Source organism: Pseudoflavonifractor sp. 524-17 (assembly GCF_009935845.1).
Lineage (GTDB): Bacteria > Bacillota > Clostridia > Oscillospirales > Oscillospiraceae > Pseudoflavonifractor_A.
The window spans coordinates 1-16,512 of sequence record NZ_QWEK01000068.1 but is presented as its reverse complement, the minus strand read 5'-3'; the positions used below and the strand labels follow the sequence as shown (position 1 = coordinate 16,512).

Sequence of the window (16,512 nt, the reverse complement as noted above, 5' to 3'; positions counted from 1 at the left end):
GGACAGAGCGGTAGAGTTCAGGAAACTATATGAAATTGTGGAGCCGTTGTACAGTGAGGAAGAAGGCCGGACCAGCAGGGCTACCCCGCACAAGGACAACTACAAAACCACCGTTGAGAGCATTGAGAAGCGACATCTATTCAACTATGGGGGCACTTTCTTGTGAAAGTGCCCCCATAGCCTTGAACGTGAGCAATACAGGTGCCGTTGCCGTCAAGATGTTATTTTTCCCACATAACATCTTGACATGGGATTTGGACTGAGATATAATAACAAACAATGTAGAAAGAGTTATTTTGAATTCGATTGTTATTTAATTGCCATGACAAGTTGGAGGGTGAGCAATGAATCTTGGAACTGTTGCTGCCATTCGAAGCGGATTAGTCTTATCAAGAAAACTCTCTCGGGAGATATCATCATATCGCTACCCATTACTGAATCTGCGGGCTATTCACCCGGATGGATATATCCTGCCTGACAGTCTGGAAGTGTTTTACGCAACCGAGCTGCTCCGCCAGGAGTATTTAACGCAGCAAGGTGACATCATTATCCGGCTTAGTATCCCTTATACTGCGATCCTGATCGATACAGACATGACAGGAATGGTAGTTTCCTCCAACTTTGCGATTATTCGTTTAAATCAGAAATATATGTTGCCTGAATACCTTCTCTGGCTCTTGAATACGCCGGACATCAAGAGAAAAATCTACGAAAACAGCTCCAGCAATATGCTCAGCGCAGTAAGGCCTACGTTTTTTGCTGAGCTGGAAGTATTACTCCTCCCCCTTGCGGATCAAGAAAAAATAGCGAAGTTGAATCTACTTGCGAAGCAGGAAATACAGTTATTGAAAAAATTGGCCGATGAGAAAGAAAGATATTATGTCGCTGTGATAGAACACGCACAAAAAAACATGAGGAGAAAAATACATGACGACCAGAAAAGATATTGAGCAAGTCTTATGGAACGCCTGTGACAGCTTCCGAGGCAAAATAGACAGTTCCCGCTATAAAGACTATATCCTCTCCATGCTGTTTGTGAAATACCTCAGCGATGTTTCCGGGGAGAGACGAGAAGCCTATATCAAGCAGTACGACGGAGATCTGCGCCGGGTGGAACGGGCCATGAACCGGGAACGCTTCGCGATGGACGAGCAGTCCACATTCGATTTCCTTTACGCCAACCGGAACGATGCGGAAATTGGCCAGAAAATCAATGTGGCGCTGAACCACATTGAAGAACACAACAGCGGGAAGCTTCGCAATGTGTTCCGGGCTATCGACTTTAACTCCCAGGTGGATTTTGGCGAACCCAAGGAGAAAAACGCGACCCTGCGGAACCTACTGGAGGATTTCAACGGTCTGGATCTACGCCCCAGTCAGCTGGGCTCTGCCGATATCATCGGCGATGCCTATGAATACATGATCGCCATGTTTGCCTCGGACGCCGGAAAGAAGGGCGGTGAGTTCTTTACACCCAGCCAAGTCTCCGAGCTGGTGGCCTCTCTGGTACAGCCCAGGGAAAATGATCGCATCTACGATCCCACCTGCGGCAGCGGCGGCCTGCTGCTGAAAGCGTATAAGAAGGTGCCCAGCGGGAAGGCGGCGATCTATGGCCAAGAAAAGAATCAACAGACATGGGCGCTTTGTACCATGAATATGTTCTTGCACAGCGTGGACGATGCCCGGATCTGGCAGGGCGATACCCTCTCCAATCCTCAGAATGTTGAGGATGATAATTTGATGAAGTTCCAGGTGGTAGTGGCAAATCCGCCGTTTAGTCTGGACAAGTGGGACAGCGGTTTTCTCTCGGAGGCGGAGGCAGACAGCAAGGGGAAAAAGAAAATGTCCGCCAATCTGGATCCCTATCACCGATTCGACTGGGGCGTGCCTCCCGCTTCCAAAGGCGATTATGCTTTTGTGCTGCATATGCTCTCCAGCCTGGACGCGGAAAACGGCCGCATGGCGGTGGTGCTGCCCCACGGTGTGCTGTTCCGCGGAGCCAGCGAAGGTAAGATCCGCCGTCAGCTGGTGGAAATGAATCTGCTGGATGCGGTCATCGGCCTGCCCGCCAACCTGTTCTACGGTACCGGTATCCCCGCGTGTATCCTGGTGTTCAAGAAAAACCGCCCCCGTCGGGATGTGCTGTTCATTGATGCCTCGGGCGATGGAAACTTTGAGAAGGGGAAAAACCAGAACATCCTCCGGGACTGTGACATTGATCGGATCGTCAGCACCTATGAGGCCAGGGAAACGGTGGACAAATATAGCCATGTGGCCTCTTTTGACGAGATCAGGGAGAATGACTTCAATCTGAATATCCCCCGGTATGTGGATACCTTTGAGGAAGAAGAACTGGTGGATATTGAAGAAGTACAGCGGAACATTGCTAATATTGAGGCAGAACTGGCGCAGGTTCAAACACAGATGAAGAAGTATCTGAAAGAGCTGGGGCTATAAGGAGGATAACATGGAGCGTATTAAAAATATTATCGTTGATGATAACTCTAATGTACGTGTATATTTGCTTAAAAAGAAGGGGTATAAAGGTCAATATGAAGCCGTTGTGTTTCCTAATGCACTGGATCAAAAAATCAAGGAGACCTATGCTACAAATTATGAGCACTTTTGTGGTGAAAGAAAGATTGCAGAATATGATAGTGTGCATAGTGAAAAAGGAACAATTAAAAAAATACCACTGACTGACCTACCGTATTGGAACAACATGATAGCTGCTTTATCTACCGCTGATCAGAATGGAACTGTTTTGAATAAAGAGAATTTTACTGACAATTATGCTGCTATCGTATTAGCCTATGAGAGAGTAAAAGACGATCATGTTGAGAAAACTTATTTAATTGCGCAGTATCGTAAAGTTGAATCATGGTATAAACGTAGTGTAAAATTCGGTTTTGTAGCAAACACTATCAAACAGAAGGATGAAGAGATTTTTGTACTTAATGGTTGTATCGATACTGCAATTGTTGCCGAAGATGTCTTTGTCCTTCAGGAGACAGCTTTTGAAAAAGTGTTTAGTTATTATGAAAAATCAAAGCGTACTGTTGCGGCTAAGAAAGCTGAAATTGAAAATTGGAAATTCTTAGATAATCCAAAGTCATTTTATGAGGATGTTGTCGGCAAAAAGGGGGCGACCACGAAACTTGCACGTGCATTGGAGAAAGCAGTTGGAGATTTTTCTGCTTTAGAGCCTGCAACAGTAAAGCACACTCTTTCTCAGTATGATGAGTTTAAAGGCCTTACTTATGATGAGAATGATTGCATTAAGTTTACTCCGTCCGTAAGAGATTTGATTATAGATATTCTTCGGCTAACATATGCACGAGATTTGTTTTCTGATAGTTTGGTTCATACCAAGGGGGTATAGCCATGCTCCGGAAGTTGGTGATGTATCTCTCTGCATTTTTACCGATGTTTTTGATTATGTGGATAAAAGAGATACTATTGGGAATCCGAAATGTGCTGGACAAACCATGGAAGTATTCCTGGAAAAGTATTTATCTAAATCCATATTTGATTGGGGAAATTATAGTCATTTTTCTTGTCGGACTAATATTATTTTGTTTGCTGAAACGTAATCAAAGAACCAGCGTGTATACTATAACGCTTAAAACAGTAAAAAATCGGTCTGCGGAATACTATCTTGCATACTATTCGCTGTTCATTTTGGCCCTAATTGAATTTTCGCTAACAGATCCAATTGATTTGACGGTTCTATCACTTTTACTTCTCGTATTGGGTGTTGTTTATATTAAAAACGATCTGTTCTTTATGAATCCTACAGTTAATATTTTTCAGAGCTATATCTATGAAGTCGAATACGAGACACATCGAACTACTATATCAAAACTTATTATCTCTCCGGTAAAACTTTCGGAAGGGAACATCATAGATATTGATGTTTCAGAGTTTGAGTTTACCTTTTTTAGGAGGAAACATGAAGACAGAGATTAAACAGCGAATAGAGCAAATCCGGCATGGAAATGTTCCAGAGGGATATAAAAAAACAAAAGCAGGAATTATCTCTTCTGACTGGGATGTGTATATGCTTGGTGATTGCCTTAGCCGTGTGGAGAGACCGGTGGAGGTTAAGTCTAAAGAATTGTACACACAAATCGGCATTCGTTCCCATGGGAAGGGCCTTTTCTATAAAGAACCCGTTACAGGCGCAGCACTGGGGAATAAGTCTGTCTTTTGGATTGAGCCGGATTGCTTTATCCTAAATATCGTTTTTGCCTGGGAACAGGCAATCGGGAAAACCACACAATCTGAAGTAGGAATGATTGGCTCCCACCGTTTTCCAATGTACCGTTCTGTAAACGGTAGAGTTGATATCGATTACCTGATTTCTTATTTTTTGACAAAGCGGGGAACCGATATTCTGGAGGCAGCATCTCCTGGAGGTGCTGGGCGCAACAAAACTTTGGGACAGGATGGCTTTTTGAAGAGTAAAATTGTGTTGCCCCCCATTGACGAACAGAAAAAAATCGCCAAAATCCTTACCACTCAGGACAAGATCATTGAACTGAAACAAAAACTAATTGCCGAGAAGCAGCGGCAGAAAAAATATCTGATGCAGCAACTTTTGACGGGGAAGAAACGTCTGCCAGGGTTTAATAAAGCTTGGGGAACAGTAGAATTGGGAGAAATCTTTGATTATATTCAGCCAACTGCTTACTTGGTAAAGACAACCGATTATGATAATGCATATAAGACGCCAGTATTAACTGCTGGGAAAACATTTATTCTTGGCTATACCGATGAAACTCAAGGTGTTTTCACTGAGGTTCCGGTTGTCATATTTGATGATTTTACAACAGCAACAAAGTATGTAGATTTTCCTTTCAAAGCAAAGTCATCAGCAATGAAGATTTTAACTATTAAGGATGGATTCAGCATATTTTTTTCATATGAAGCAATGCAGTTAATTAAGTTTACGGTAGGTGGGCATGAAAGGCATTGGATATCCAAGTACAGTTTCATAACAATTGATATTCCTGAGATTGAAGAACAAAACGCCATTGCTAAAGTTCTCTCCACCGCTGACCGGGAACTCGACCTGCTCCGCCAGGACATTGAACAGGAAAAACAAAAGAAAAAAGCCCTGATGCAGCTTTTGCTGACGGGGATTGTGAGGGTATCCGTATGAAAGAAATCTATCCCAACATTTTTATTGGGAATGAGCAAGATTACTATTTAATCCAGAGGGAAAGCAACTGGGCAATACTTCATTGTTGTAAAAATCCATTTCACTGCCAATTTGTTGGATACCGCGGAAACTTATCTCCTGCCCATCCAGATTACGCATTAAAGCGCTGCGGAAATGAAATGGCCCTTAATCTTGTTGATATGGATCGTTTTAGTGAAAACTACTTGGGGTTCAATCGAAATATGTTTGCAACGGCATTTTCCTTTCTGGATGAGTATAGACTTCAAGGACATAAAGTTCTAATTCATTGCAACCAAGGTGAATCGAGGGCCCCAACAATCGGATTGTTATATGTTGCGCGCCTGGGGGCGTTTGACTATACCGATTTTGATACATCTGTTAAAAGACTGCGGGAAATGTATCCCATGTATATACCCAAAAGAAATATATTTTTGACTGTTAAGTCCCTTTGGAGGGACTTTGTACAGAATCCAGCAGAGAAAGGGGTGAATACGTAATGGCAACCAATCCTCCCAGTGGTGACGGACATAGAAACGGTGCGGTAAAAACCCGTTCGCAGACCTTTAACCCTGTTACAAAACAGTGGGTAAAGCGAGACAGTGATACCGGTCGTTTTATGGATGCGAAAAAAGATGGGACGCCCTTTAAGGGAGTTCGAAAAGAAAAGTAAAACCAGAGAGGAGAGCGAGGCGGGATTTCCCGCCCCGCTATTCCTACGTTTACTGATATTTCCGAAAGGAGGCAAACCATGGACAGCTCCCTGTACTTAGAAAAAAACATCAGCCAGCAGTCGGCGCTTGAACTGCTCCAGTCCATGGGCTACACCTATATCTCATCCCAGGACTGCGAGGCCCAGCGGGGCAGCCGGTACCATGTGCTACTAAAAGACATCCTCCGGGGCCAGCTCCGGCGGCTCAACCGCTATGTCTTCGCGGGCGCGGAAAACGAATTTTCCGCCGCCAACATTGAGCGGGCTATGGAGGATCTGGACGAGCCCCTCACCGATGGCCTGGTGCGTACCAGTGAAAAGATCTATAATGCCCTTTTGTTGGGAAAGAGCTACCCGGAAACCGTGGGCGAGGGGAAAACCCTCAGCTTCAACCTGAACTACATCGACTGGGCGCACCCGGAGAACAACCTGTTTCATGTCACAGAGGAATTCGCGGTGGACAGCTGGGACAAGTTCCACAACGCCCGCCCGGATATTGTGCTGTTCATCAACGGCATCCCCTTCGCCGTGATCGAGTGCAAGGCCCCACAGGTCAGCGTGGAGCAGGCCGTGGAGCAGAATATCCGCAACCAGCAGAAGGAGTACATTCCACAGCTCTACAAGTTTGCTCAGATCGTGATGGCGACCAATAAAAACGCTGTGAAGTATGCCACAGCAGGAACGCCGAAGAAATTTTGGAATGTGTGGAAGGAACAGGATACCGTTTTTCTGGAAGCGGCGCTGGCCCGGTATGTGACCGGCCGCACCCCCACCGAACAGGATCGGAATTTGATTTCCCTGTTCATCCAAGAGCGTGTGATGGAATTGATCCGGTACTTTGTGCTCTTTGACGCCAATGTGAAGAAAATTTGCCGGTATCAGCAATATTTCGCCATCAAAGAGATCATCAAAACGATTCAACAGCCAGATGAAAAAGGCAACCGCCAAAGCGGCGTCATTTGGCACACGCAGGGCAGCGGAAAAAGCCTGACCATGGTGATGCTGGCAAAGTATATCTTAATGGAGTTGTCCGACTGCACCCCGAAAGTGATCATTGTCACTGACCGGAAAGAGCTGGATCGCCAGATCGCCGCCACCTTTGCTCACACCCGGCTCAATCCGGCCCGGGCCACCAGCGGACGGAATCTGGTGGAGCTGCTGGGCAGCGGCAAGGCGGATGTGGTCACTACCATTATCAATAAGTTCAACACCGCCGAAAAAATGGAGCACAAGAATTTTTCACGGGATGTGTTCCTGCTGGTGGATGAGAGCCACCGCTCCAACTACGGCCTGCTGGCCACCAAAATGCGTGCGGTGTTCCCCAACGCCTGCTACATCGGCTTTACCGGAACGCCTTTGATGAAAAAAGAGAAGAACACTATGGCGAAGTTCGGAAAGCTGATCCATAAATATACCATCAAGGATGGTGTGGATGACGGAGCCATTGTGCCGCTCATTTACGAAGGCCGCTTTGTGGAACAGAATGTGGACGAGGCAAATATCGACCTCTGGTTCAAACAGACCACCAAACGGCTCACGGAAGCGCAGCGGGATGACCTTTCCCGGAAATGGAGCAGTATCCGCCGCCTCACCTCCACCGACGCCCGGATCAAGCGGATCGCGCTGGACATCAATGAACATTTCATCGAAGGGTATCAGAACACCGGCTTCAAGGCCATGCTGGCCACAAACTACAAGCGGGACGCGGTCCGCTATTTGGAGTGCTTTGAGCAGTTCGGCGATCTGACCTGTGCCGTGGTGATCTCGCCACCCGATCTCCGTGAAGGCGCAGACGATGTAGATGAGGGGGCTGACGATAAGGTCATTGCCTACTGGAATAAAATGATGAACCGCTACGGTGACGCAGATGCCTATGAAGAGGCGATGAAGAACCAGTTCTGCGTAGGGGACATTGATATTCTCATCGTGTGCAGCAAGCTACTTACCGGCTTTGACGCACCCATCTGCCAGGTGCTCTACATCGACAAAGAGTTGAAAGAGCATGGTCTGCTCCAGGCCATTGCCCGCACCAACCGCCTGTATGAGGGCAAGGACTACGGCCTCATTGTGGACTACCGTGGACTGATTGAAAAACTGGATACCGCCATGGATTTATACAGCGGCGCTGGCTTGGAGAGCTTTGACGAGGGAGACTTGAAGGGTGTTGTGGTGGATGTCATGTCGTCTGTGGCCGACCTGCGGGAAACCTATACCCAGATGACGGAACTGTTTGCAGGCTTGAAAAATCCCCGTGACGCCGAAGAGGTGGAAGTATTTCTTGCTGACGATAAGAAGCGGGAGAACTTTTACCATCTTCTCTGTTCTTTTGGCAAGGCGTTGAATATAGTACTGAATGCGGAACAGGCGTATGCGGCCGTTCCAAAGGATGAATTAAAGCAATATCAAAACACTTTTATCTTTTTCTCGAAAGTGCGCCGCAGTGTGAAAATCCGTTACTGTGATGCCATTGATAACCGGGAATATGAACCGCTGATGCAAAATCTTCTGGATACACACCTCTCGGTAGCTGGACTAAAGCAGATCACCAGCCCCATAGATATTCTGAATAAGGATGACTTTGAGCGGGAATTGGAGGAATTGGGATCTCTTCGGGCAAAAGCTGATGCTATTACCAGCAAGTTGACCCGCAGCATCAGCGAAAAGTATCAGGAGAATCCCGCCTATTATGACAGCTTCTCCAAGCGGATCAGGGAAGCGTTGGAGCAGTACAAGGAAAAGGTGATCTCCGAGGCGGAATATCTGGCGAAAATGCGTACCATCATGGAGGACTATCACGCTGGAAGGAGCACTGTGACCTACCCGGAATCCATTAAGAACAATGTCCACGCCCAGGCGTTTTACGGTGTTCTGTCAGCGGTGTTTGACGAAGCTAAGGAAGCGGAAGTTTCTCCCGATTTTGCTGCGGAGATTGCGGAAGAGATCACAAAAATTGTGGCTAACCACAGTCAGGTGGACTGGACCAACAACAAAACGATCCACGACCGAATCTCGCAGGATATTGACGACCTTTTTTACGACTATGAGAAAAAGCAGGGATTAAAACTGTCTTTTGACACCATTGATAAGATCATTGAAAATGTGAAAACAGTGGCGCTTCGGAGGTTTTAAAAGCGATGGCGCAGGAGAGAACGGTTTTATATGAAGGCAGCGAGATCCGATATGTGCTGGAAGAAAAGCCGGTAAAGAACCTCAATTTGCGGATCCATAAGGATTGCAAAGTGTATGTCTCAGCAAGCCCGGATATCCCGGCAGAAAAAGTGGATGGTTTTGTAATAAGTAAGGGAAACTATATCCGCTCGGCCCAGGGAAAGTTTCTTGAAATGGCGCACTATGCCCTTCAGCCCAGGCAGTACGTCAGCGGCGAGACGTTTTATCTGCTGGGCAGAGGAGTTCGCCTGAAAGTGGAGAAGAACGCCCGAGAAGAAATTTTCTCTGACGGGATCTATTTGTATCTTTGTATCAAAGACCCCGATGACTTTGCCAAAAAGCAAAGAATGGTGACACGATATCTGGATGAACAATGCCGAATCATCTTTGGCGAGATTATTTCGGAAACCTACCCGGTATTTCAAAAATATGGGATATCAATGCCTGCACTGCGTATCCGAAATATGGAGACCCGATGGGGTTCTTGTTTAGCGAAAAAAGGAATCATTACATTGAATAAGCGCCTGCTTGAGGTGCCAAGAAACTGCATCGAATATGTGGTGACGCATGAGTTCTGTCATTTTATCCATCCGAATCATTCAAGACACTTTTATGATTTTCTGACAACACTGATGCCCGATTGGAGAGAACGAAAGAAAACCTTAGACAAAAGTGCAGTGTACTGGGTATAATGTGTCGTTATATTCAAAGCAAATAAAGTTCCGTTTTCCCAAATTTCCCCTTGACAAGTCTTCCTGCCAGAGTTACACTGGCAACACAGCGGCTCAACAGGAAAAATAATTTACTTTTGTATCATCATTAACAGGCTTTCCCGAAAGGGATTGGACATCATTTACAGGCTTGCTGCTGTACCCCCAAGCGCGTCTGCGCTTGGGGGTACAAGTGAATGACCGTCCAATCGGATACTTTTTCGGGGAAGCCTGCCACGATTTCAGTTTGAGGGAGCGGGCCAAGGGAAGCCATACGACACAGCGCCGAGCAGGGTTGCCTGTCAGGAACCGGATTGGGTAGAACGGCAAACTCACGGCAAAGGCTCGCAAAATCAAACTGAAGGAGATGGTACTTTGCAAAACACAAAAATCGAATATAGCAGCTCTGAGCGGACGCCCGTTGTGCTGCCGGAGATGGAGAAACTGCTCCCGCCGTTAAGCGGAGAGCAGTTTTCTTCTTTGGAGAGCGATATCCTGGAAAACGGCTGCTATGCCCCCGTCATCGTCAACGAGGATATGACTGTCATTGACGGACACAACCGGCTCCGCATCTGTGAAAAGCACGGCCTGCCCTACAAAATGCTGGTGTTTTCGTTTGCTGATCTGCTGGAGGCGAAACAGTGGGCGCTGGACACCCAGAAAGGCCGCCGAAACCTGGACAAGTGGGAGCTGGGCAAGATCGCCCTTCGGCTGAAGCCGGATATTGAAGCCAGGGCAAAAGAAAATATGTCCGCAGGCGGCGGGGATCAGAAAAGCGAGGACGCGAAATCGGGTTTGACAACATTGTCAGACCCGATTTCTCCCGTCAGCACCCGCAAAGAACTGGCTGACACTGTCGGAATCGGTGAGGTGACCATGGGCAAGGTCATGCAGATCAATGAACACGCCCCCGCCGCTGTGAGGGAGGCCCTGGACAGCGGCGACCTGTCCATCAACCAGGGCTACAACATCACCCGGCAGGTACGGGAGCTGCCGGAGGAGCAACGGGATGAGGCTGCCGCCCTGGCGGTGGAGCTGGCGAAAGCGAAAAAGGAAATCCAGGCGTTTGACGCCGAGTCAGACCGCCGCCATAAAATCGCTGGCCTGTTCTGCAAAGCCTATGAAAAAGCGGTTCTACTGACTCCTACAAAAGAAAACGTGCGAATCTGGACGGAGTGTACCCGCATGAGGCCGGATGAGGTTGAGGATTCTGTGAAAGAGTCCTATGAGTTGGCCCATACGTTTCAGACCATTGGCGATTTACTCAAAAATGAGATTTTGAACCCAAGCCAGCAGGCAGGTGTACTCTCTGATGGGAATTGAGCGCGGCGGACAAAAGCGGCGGCTCCACATTGTGCTGTCTTTGGACAACCCCAGGCAGCGGGAGACATGGGAAATCCTTTCCCAGCAAAAGAACAAAACCAGCGCTGTCTGCGAGGCGGTATGCGGTTACCATAATCGGAAGAACCTGGAGGACACGCTGCGCTCCATCCTCCAGGACGAGTTGAAGCACATAACTGTTTCCTCCGTTCCCCAGGCGGCGGAGAGCGGCAAAGAGCCGGACGCTGCTGTGGATGCCGGTGTCCTTGATTTCCTGACTGCGCTGCAGAATGACAACTGGCAATTGTAGCCTGTCCGATGTGTACACTGATACGCATCGTGCCTGTTTTTTGAAAAGGCAGCGCGTATATTGATACACACCGCAACCACATCAAACTGTCTGTCGATTCCTCTGGATATTGCCAGGGCGGGCCTATATAATGTGGCCGACCAAACATCAAGGAGGGATCGCAGAATGAAAGTGAAATTTTCCTTTGACACGGCCGCCGTGGAGCGGCGGGGCTACGGGCTGGAGGCTGTGCGTCAGACGGTGAAAACCCTGTTTGCCGCCCATGGTTTTCCCTGTATCTCCGATGACGGTGTCCTGGCTTTCGAGGACAAGGGGCATGGCGATGACTTTGCCGTCATGTGGGACATCATCCTGTCCCTGCTGCGCTCCGAATGGTTCATGGACTGCGCCGCTTCCTGTGTCTGGCAGGATGAGGACGGCGAGGAAGATGTGCTTGCTCAGACCGAGAAGATTCGGGATGTTGTGCGGCAATAGTCCGTTGGGAGCGGCGGGCTTGGCCCGCTAATTCCAATCACTTTACCGCCTGGAGAAAGCCCCGCCAACGGCGGGGCTACGGCCCTCACCGCCAGCGGCGGTGAGGGCGCAAGCATCGCGTTTTGATGTCAAAACGCCACTTGCAGGGGAAATCCCCTGACCCCAATGCCGCCTGCGGGCGGTAACCTTTCGGCAACGTTGCCGAAAAGTCAGATCGAACCTTTTGACAAGGTTGTCAGAAGGTGTACTCAACTGCTATCGGGTTTGACAACATTGTCAAAAGCGGTTTCCGGTGGATCTTCGGCAAGATTGCCGGAAGTCCACTATGCTGAAAATCGGGTTCGGCAATGTTGCCCAACCCGATTTTGCATTTCATGCAGCAGGCATAGTAAGGTTTGGCAACATTGCCAAACCTTACTACAGCAACAACAGAACACAATTTTTATACCGCTTTTGGCAACATTGCCGAAAGCGAGAAGGGAGTGAAAAATACGAACAAACAATCACATCGTACCTGTGTCCGCATGAGTGCCAAGGATTATGAACTGCTGAAGAAAAAGAGCGCGGCCGCCGGACTGTCCGCCAATGCGTGGCTGATGGCGCAGTTGGCAACCAACCGCCCTGTCCTGCACCGGGAGGAGGAAACCTGGGAGGTCATCCGCTTCATGGACGAGGCGGGCCGGGAAATCAACGCCATCGCCCGCGATTTCAACAGCGGATATGGTACGGCAGAGCAGCTCCGCCGCGCTGTTCATCTTTTGGGCGCTGTGTACGAACGGCTCTATGCGCTGAGGAAGAAGGGGTATCTCCATGCGGCATAATCGGAAACCGCGGAAAGCTTGCGTCTCCACGCGGGACTACAGCAGAAACCTCTCTGTCCGCATGACGGAGGAGCAGTACCGGCGGCTTAAGCGGTACATGGGAATGACCAGGCTGCACAGCACGGCTTATTTTTGCCGCCTGATTCAAGGCGGTGAGTTCAGAGGCCGCTCTCCGAAGCTGAACCATGCCCTGCACGCCGGCGTCAACAGGATCTATTCCAACGTGAAGCAGATAACCCGCCATCAACGGGCTGGAGGCATGGATACCGAAGCTGTCTCAAAACTGCTTTTTCTAACAGATAAACTCTGCGAGGAAGTCTATCTGCTCTCCAGTCAGAAATAGCCCTCCGCTTGCCCACAGGAGGCCCCGTGTGGCCCGCCTCCGTCTGCGCTGGAGTCCCTGCCCCACCTGGGCCGTCAAGCCCAGCGTGGGCGGGCGTGGCGAAAGTAAGGCTTTGTGAATTCACAAAACCTTACTTCCAATAAGAGCTCACAATAAGGGCAGCGCCGCCGATCGCTTTGGGCGAATTCATCAAAAGCGATTCTGACCTCTAACGCTGTCTGCCGATTGTATTCGACTTCTCCCGTACCTTGTGGTATGGTTCGGTTTGCAACAGCCCCACCATATTACAAAACGGAGGAATCGAGCATGAAACGCAAAAAAATCGTATCCCTGCTACTGGCAGGAACCATGAACGCGGCCCTGCTGACCGTCCCCGCCCAGGCGGCAGAGTACCGGCTTCAGACGCCGGAACCCTACGCCATCAGCGCGGAACACTGGAGCCGGGAGGACTTCTCCCAGGAGGCCAACCCGGAGGTGTTCACCGGCGTGTACAGCCGGGAGCTGTACAACGCCATCCGCCAGACCATGGTGGACGGCACCAGCGATACCGCCCCCGCCTACACCATGGTGAGCAAGGAGGACTACAACGCGGTGAAAAGGCTCATCGGGCGCATGGAGGGCGTCCTGCGGTACGAACACCACGTGCCCCAGGGCTTCGCCGACTACTGGCAGCACCTGGACTACTTCGCCGTGTCCGCCGAGATGCCGGAAAACTACCAGGCGCCCCTGGACTTCATCCAGCCGGTCATTGAGGCCACGGCGGAGATGACGGACCGGGAACGGGCGGAAGCCTTCAATGACTACATCCGCACCCTGCTGGCCTACCAAAAGGGAAAAACCTCCGGCATTACCCAGACCTTCGCCCCTCACGCCGGGGAGCTGAAAGCGGCCTGCGGTTCCTACGCCAGAGCGATGAAGTTCCTGTGCGCGGCGGCGGGCATCCCCTGCTTCACCGTCAGCAGCAAGACTCACACCTGGAACCTTGTGTACGTGGAGGGCCGGTGGCTCAATGTGGATGTATCCGCCAACGACCTCTCCGGCAGGAACGGCGTCCTGCTCATCGAAGCCTATCAGTCCGGGAAGGATCAGGCCCCGGAGGCCACGGCCTTCCTCAAGGAACTGTTCGCACCGGGATCTACAAAATAGAGCAAGCCAAGCCCACCAGCGCCGGCAAGCCGTACCTGCAGCTTGCCGGCGCCTCACCTTTCAGCGGGGATGATTTTCCCCCACGTCTGCCCCACAGGAGGCCCTGTACGGTCTCCGTTCGCTCGGCGGGAGTCCCTGCCCCACCTGGGCCATCAAAGCCAGCGTTGGCGGCGTGTCACGCGAAGCAAGCGCCGCAAAAATGATTGGATATGTTATGACTGGCTAAAAAATAAGATTGGCGAAACTGTCAAGAAGGGAGGTTCCCAACCATAGACAAGCCAAAAAACAAGCAAGAAATCAGGATGGAACGTATCCAGGTTTCCCACGGCAGAACCATCCGGGTGGTGTCCGTGTTCCCGATAAACGGACGCTGTTCGCCGGAAGAAAAACTGAAAGCCCTGATCGACCTGGAGATCCAGCAGCAGAAGCTGTGCGCTTGATCCCGGCGCTGTCTGGGAAAAGCGCTGGATATCCGGGCCGTTTTGGAGTATAGTCATGTCGCAATGCTCTGAACGGTTTGACCAAAAAGGAGGGCAAGATGACAAAGTCAAACCAGAAGAAAACCGCTCTGTACTGCCGTCTCAGTCAGGATGACAATACAGAAAATGAGTCAAACAGCATACAAAATCAAAAAATGATCTTGCAGCGGTATGCTGCCGACCACCACTTCCCAAACCCTTGCTTTTATGTGGACGATGGGTACTCAGGAGCCAGTTTTCAGCGCCCAGGCTTCCAGCAGATGATGGCCGACATGGAAAACGGCGAAATCGGCATCATCATCACAAAAGACCTGTCCAGACTGGGCCGAAACCAGCTTCACACCGGGCTATACATTGAGGAGCGGTTCCCCATGTTCGGCGTTCGATACATTGCCATCAACGACAATGTGGACACCGACAGCAGCGAGAGCAACGAGCTGATGCCATTCAAAAATTTGTTCAACGAATGGTATGTTCGGGACTCCAGCCGCAAGGTGCGGGCCGTCCTCAAGGCCAAGGCGGAGCGGGGAGAACGGCTTGGCACCAGAGCGCCCTACGGCTACAAAAAGGACGAAGCCGACAGCAAAAAGCTGGTGGTGGATGAGGAAGCCGCCGCAGTCGTGCGCCGTATCTTCGCCATGTGCGCCGCAGGCCGTGGGCCGAGCCAGATTGCCCGCAAACTAAGGGAGGAGCAGATCCTCTGCCCCACCACCTATGCCTATCGGAAATTTGGGATCAATCACACCTCGCTGAACACGGAGGAACCTTTCCACTGGACCAGCAGTACAGTTGCGAATATGCTGGAGAATGAGCTGTACCTGGGCAACACCATCAACATGAGGTTCAGCACAAAGTCCTACAAGGACAAGCGCCGTGTGGAGCATCCCAAAGAGGAATGTCTGGTGTTCGAGGGGACGCATCCCGCACTGGTGACCCAGGAGGTCTGGGATATCGTTCAGCGGGTACGGCAAAACCGGCGCCGACCCACCAAGATGAACGAGCAGAACAAGTACTCCGGGCTGGTGGTGTGCGCGGACTGCGGGTCCACGATGGTGCTGCACCGGGCTCACACGATGAAACCCACTTGGAACAACTTCACCTGCCGCACCTACAAGAAAGAGGGGGCTGAAGTCTGCACCGCCCACTACATCCGGGAGTGTGTGCTGGACGAGGTGATCCTGGAGGATCTTCGGCGGTTGACGGCGATGGCCAGGGAACATACCAGGGAGTTCGCGGAGTACATCGGCAGCAGGCAGTCCGCTGAGATCCAGCGGGAGATCCGCAGGCAGGAACGGGAGCTGACCGCTATGCGGAAACGTGGAGCGGAGCTGGATGCCATCTTCAAAAAACTGTACGAGGATCGGGTACTCGACCATATCTCGGTGGAGCAGTTCCAGACGCTGTCCGGCGGCTACACAGAGGAGCAGACAAGACTGGCAGAGGAAATCCCAGCGAAGGAAAGTGCCATCCAGAAGCTGCGGGATACGGTTTCCAGCACCGAGGGGTTCATCGCCAAGGCCAAACGCTACACGGACATCACGGAGTTGACGCCGGAACTGCTGCGGCTGTTTATCCAGAAGATTGTGGTGCATGAGAAAAGTACCAAATGGTCTAAGAAGGCCATGCAGACCATTGAGATCCACTACAGCGACATCGGCTGTATCGGCGGGGACATTCAGCAGAGTAAGGAAAGCCCCCGGCAGGAAATCTCAGCGTGATTCCTGCCGGGGTGCTTCCCCGAGTCGTAGATACCCCTGTCAGGGGGAGGCTCATTGATCCGGTGGTTTTGTTCAAGATCGTACTGCTCCAACATCTGGACGGGATACCGTCGCTGCGGGGGACGCTGC

17 protein-coding genes are annotated in these 16,512 nt (G+C 50.4%); all 17 read left to right on the top strand.

Annotated elements, in window-relative coordinates; genetic code table 11:
- Positions 1-344: 344 nt before the first annotated feature.
- The 17 genes from D1159_RS17125 to D1159_RS17050 all read left to right on the top strand — a co-directional run bounded on the left by D1159_RS17125 (position 345) and on the right by D1159_RS17050 (position 16,383).
- Positions 345-950, top strand: coding sequence for a restriction endonuclease subunit S (locus D1159_RS17125; protein WP_161846829.1), 606 nt, complete (start codon positions 345-347; stop codon positions 948-950).
- Entirely contained in the window at positions 928-2,457 is a 1,530-nt protein-coding gene (locus D1159_RS17120; RefSeq protein ID WP_161846828.1) for a type I restriction-modification system subunit M, read from the top strand. Before D1159_RS17125 ends, D1159_RS17120 begins: the two co-directional genes overlap by 23 nt.
- Positions 2,458-2,467: 10 nt before the next feature.
- Entirely contained in the window at positions 2,468-3,382 is a 915-nt protein-coding gene (locus D1159_RS17115; RefSeq protein WP_161846827.1) for a Kiwa anti-phage protein KwaB-like domain-containing protein, read from the top strand.
- A gap of 2 nt (positions 3,383-3,384) precedes the next feature.
- Positions 3,385-3,969 (top strand): hypothetical protein, encoded by a 585-nt coding sequence (locus D1159_RS17110; RefSeq protein WP_161846826.1) that lies wholly within the window; start codon positions 3,385-3,387, stop codon positions 3,967-3,969.
- Positions 3,953-5,164, top strand: a complete 1,212-nt coding sequence (locus tag D1159_RS17105; RefSeq protein ID WP_161846825.1) for a restriction endonuclease subunit S — start codon at positions 3,953-3,955, stop codon at positions 5,162-5,164. The genes D1159_RS17110 and D1159_RS17105 overlap by 17 nt, the downstream gene beginning before the upstream one ends.
- Complete coding sequence (locus D1159_RS17100) at positions 5,161-5,682, top strand: dual specificity protein phosphatase family protein (RefSeq protein ID WP_161846824.1); 522 nt, start codon at positions 5,161-5,163, stop codon at positions 5,680-5,682. Before D1159_RS17105 ends, D1159_RS17100 begins: the two co-directional genes overlap by 4 nt.
- Complete coding sequence (locus D1159_RS19275; RefSeq protein ID WP_202621141.1) at positions 5,682-5,855, top strand: hypothetical protein; 174 nt, start codon at positions 5,682-5,684, stop codon at positions 5,853-5,855. The genes D1159_RS17100 and D1159_RS19275 overlap by 1 nt, the downstream gene beginning before the upstream one ends.
- A 78-nt stretch (positions 5,856-5,933) precedes the next feature.
- The gene (locus D1159_RS17095; RefSeq protein ID WP_161846823.1) at positions 5,934-9,023 is read left to right on the top strand and encodes a type I restriction endonuclease subunit R; all 3,090 of its coding nucleotides are present in this window, start codon (positions 5,934-5,936) and stop codon (positions 9,021-9,023) included.
- A gap of 5 nt (positions 9,024-9,028) precedes the next feature.
- Positions 9,029-9,754, top strand: coding sequence for a SprT family zinc-dependent metalloprotease (locus D1159_RS17090; RefSeq protein ID WP_161846822.1), 726 nt, complete (start codon positions 9,029-9,031; stop codon positions 9,752-9,754).
- Between the two features lie 393 nt (positions 9,755-10,147).
- Positions 10,148-11,095, top strand: a complete 948-nt coding sequence (locus tag D1159_RS17085; RefSeq protein WP_161846821.1) for a hypothetical protein — start codon at positions 10,148-10,150, stop codon at positions 11,093-11,095.
- Entirely contained in the window at positions 11,085-11,402 is a 318-nt protein-coding gene (locus tag D1159_RS17080) for a hypothetical protein (protein ID WP_161846820.1), read from the top strand. Before D1159_RS17085 ends, D1159_RS17080 begins: the two co-directional genes overlap by 11 nt.
- Before the next feature lie 165 nt (positions 11,403-11,567).
- Complete coding sequence (locus D1159_RS17075) at positions 11,568-11,876, top strand: hypothetical protein (RefSeq protein ID WP_161846819.1); 309 nt, start codon at positions 11,568-11,570, stop codon at positions 11,874-11,876.
- Positions 11,877-12,358: 482 nt separating this feature from the next.
- Complete coding sequence (locus D1159_RS17070; RefSeq protein WP_161846818.1) at positions 12,359-12,697, top strand: hypothetical protein; 339 nt, start codon at positions 12,359-12,361, stop codon at positions 12,695-12,697.
- 103 nt (positions 12,698-12,800) lie between these two features.
- Entirely contained in the window at positions 12,801-13,040 is a 240-nt protein-coding gene (locus tag D1159_RS17065; protein ID WP_161846817.1) for a hypothetical protein, read from the top strand.
- Positions 13,041-13,346: 306 nt separating this feature from the next.
- The gene (locus tag D1159_RS17060; protein ID WP_161846816.1) at positions 13,347-14,186 is read left to right on the top strand and encodes a transglutaminase domain-containing protein; all 840 of its coding nucleotides are present in this window, start codon (positions 13,347-13,349) and stop codon (positions 14,184-14,186) included.
- 302 nt (positions 14,187-14,488) lie between these two features.
- Entirely contained in the window at positions 14,489-14,626 is a 138-nt protein-coding gene (locus tag D1159_RS17055) for a hypothetical protein (RefSeq protein WP_161846815.1), read from the top strand.
- A gap of 98 nt (positions 14,627-14,724) precedes the next feature.
- Positions 14,725-16,383 (top strand): recombinase family protein, encoded by a 1,659-nt coding sequence (locus tag D1159_RS17050; protein WP_161846814.1) that lies wholly within the window; start codon positions 14,725-14,727, stop codon positions 16,381-16,383.
- Positions 16,384-16,512: the final 129 nt, after the last annotated feature.

Excerpts from the sequence above, each read along its gene's own strand:
- D1159_RS17060 (WP_161846816.1), top strand. The coding sequence starts at position 13,347 with ATGAAACGCAAAAAAATCGTATCCCTGCTACTGGCAGGAACCATGAAC.
- D1159_RS17115 (WP_161846827.1), top strand. The coding sequence starts at position 2,468 with ATGGAGCGTATTAAAAATATTATCGTTGATGATAACTCTAATGTACGT.
- D1159_RS17095 (WP_161846823.1), top strand. The coding sequence starts at position 5,934 with ATGGACAGCTCCCTGTACTTAGAAAAAAACATCAGCCAGCAGTCGGCG.
- D1159_RS17120 (WP_161846828.1), top strand. The coding sequence starts at position 928 with ATGACGACCAGAAAAGATATTGAGCAAGTCTTATGGAACGCCTGTGAC.
- D1159_RS17055 (WP_161846815.1), top strand. The coding sequence starts at position 14,489 with ATGGAACGTATCCAGGTTTCCCACGGCAGAACCATCCGGGTGGTGTCC.
- D1159_RS17105 (WP_161846825.1), top strand. The coding sequence starts at position 3,953 with ATGAAGACAGAGATTAAACAGCGAATAGAGCAAATCCGGCATGGAAAT.
- D1159_RS17050 (WP_161846814.1), top strand. The coding sequence starts at position 14,725 with ATGACAAAGTCAAACCAGAAGAAAACCGCTCTGTACTGCCGTCTCAGT.
- D1159_RS17075 (WP_161846819.1), top strand. The coding sequence starts at position 11,568 with ATGAAAGTGAAATTTTCCTTTGACACGGCCGCCGTGGAGCGGCGGGGC.
- D1159_RS17090 (WP_161846822.1), top strand. The coding sequence starts at position 9,029 with ATGGCGCAGGAGAGAACGGTTTTATATGAAGGCAGCGAGATCCGATAT.
- D1159_RS17080 (WP_161846820.1), top strand. The coding sequence starts at position 11,085 with ATGGGAATTGAGCGCGGCGGACAAAAGCGGCGGCTCCACATTGTGCTG.
- D1159_RS17065 (WP_161846817.1), top strand. The coding sequence starts at position 12,801 with ATGACCAGGCTGCACAGCACGGCTTATTTTTGCCGCCTGATTCAAGGC.
- D1159_RS17110 (WP_161846826.1), top strand. The coding sequence starts at position 3,385 with ATGCTCCGGAAGTTGGTGATGTATCTCTCTGCATTTTTACCGATGTTT.
- D1159_RS17100 (WP_161846824.1), top strand. The coding sequence starts at position 5,161 with ATGAAAGAAATCTATCCCAACATTTTTATTGGGAATGAGCAAGATTAC.
- D1159_RS17125 (WP_161846829.1), top strand. The coding sequence starts at position 345 with ATGAATCTTGGAACTGTTGCTGCCATTCGAAGCGGATTAGTCTTATCA.
- D1159_RS19275 (WP_202621141.1), top strand. The coding sequence starts at position 5,682 with ATGGCAACCAATCCTCCCAGTGGTGACGGACATAGAAACGGTGCGGTA.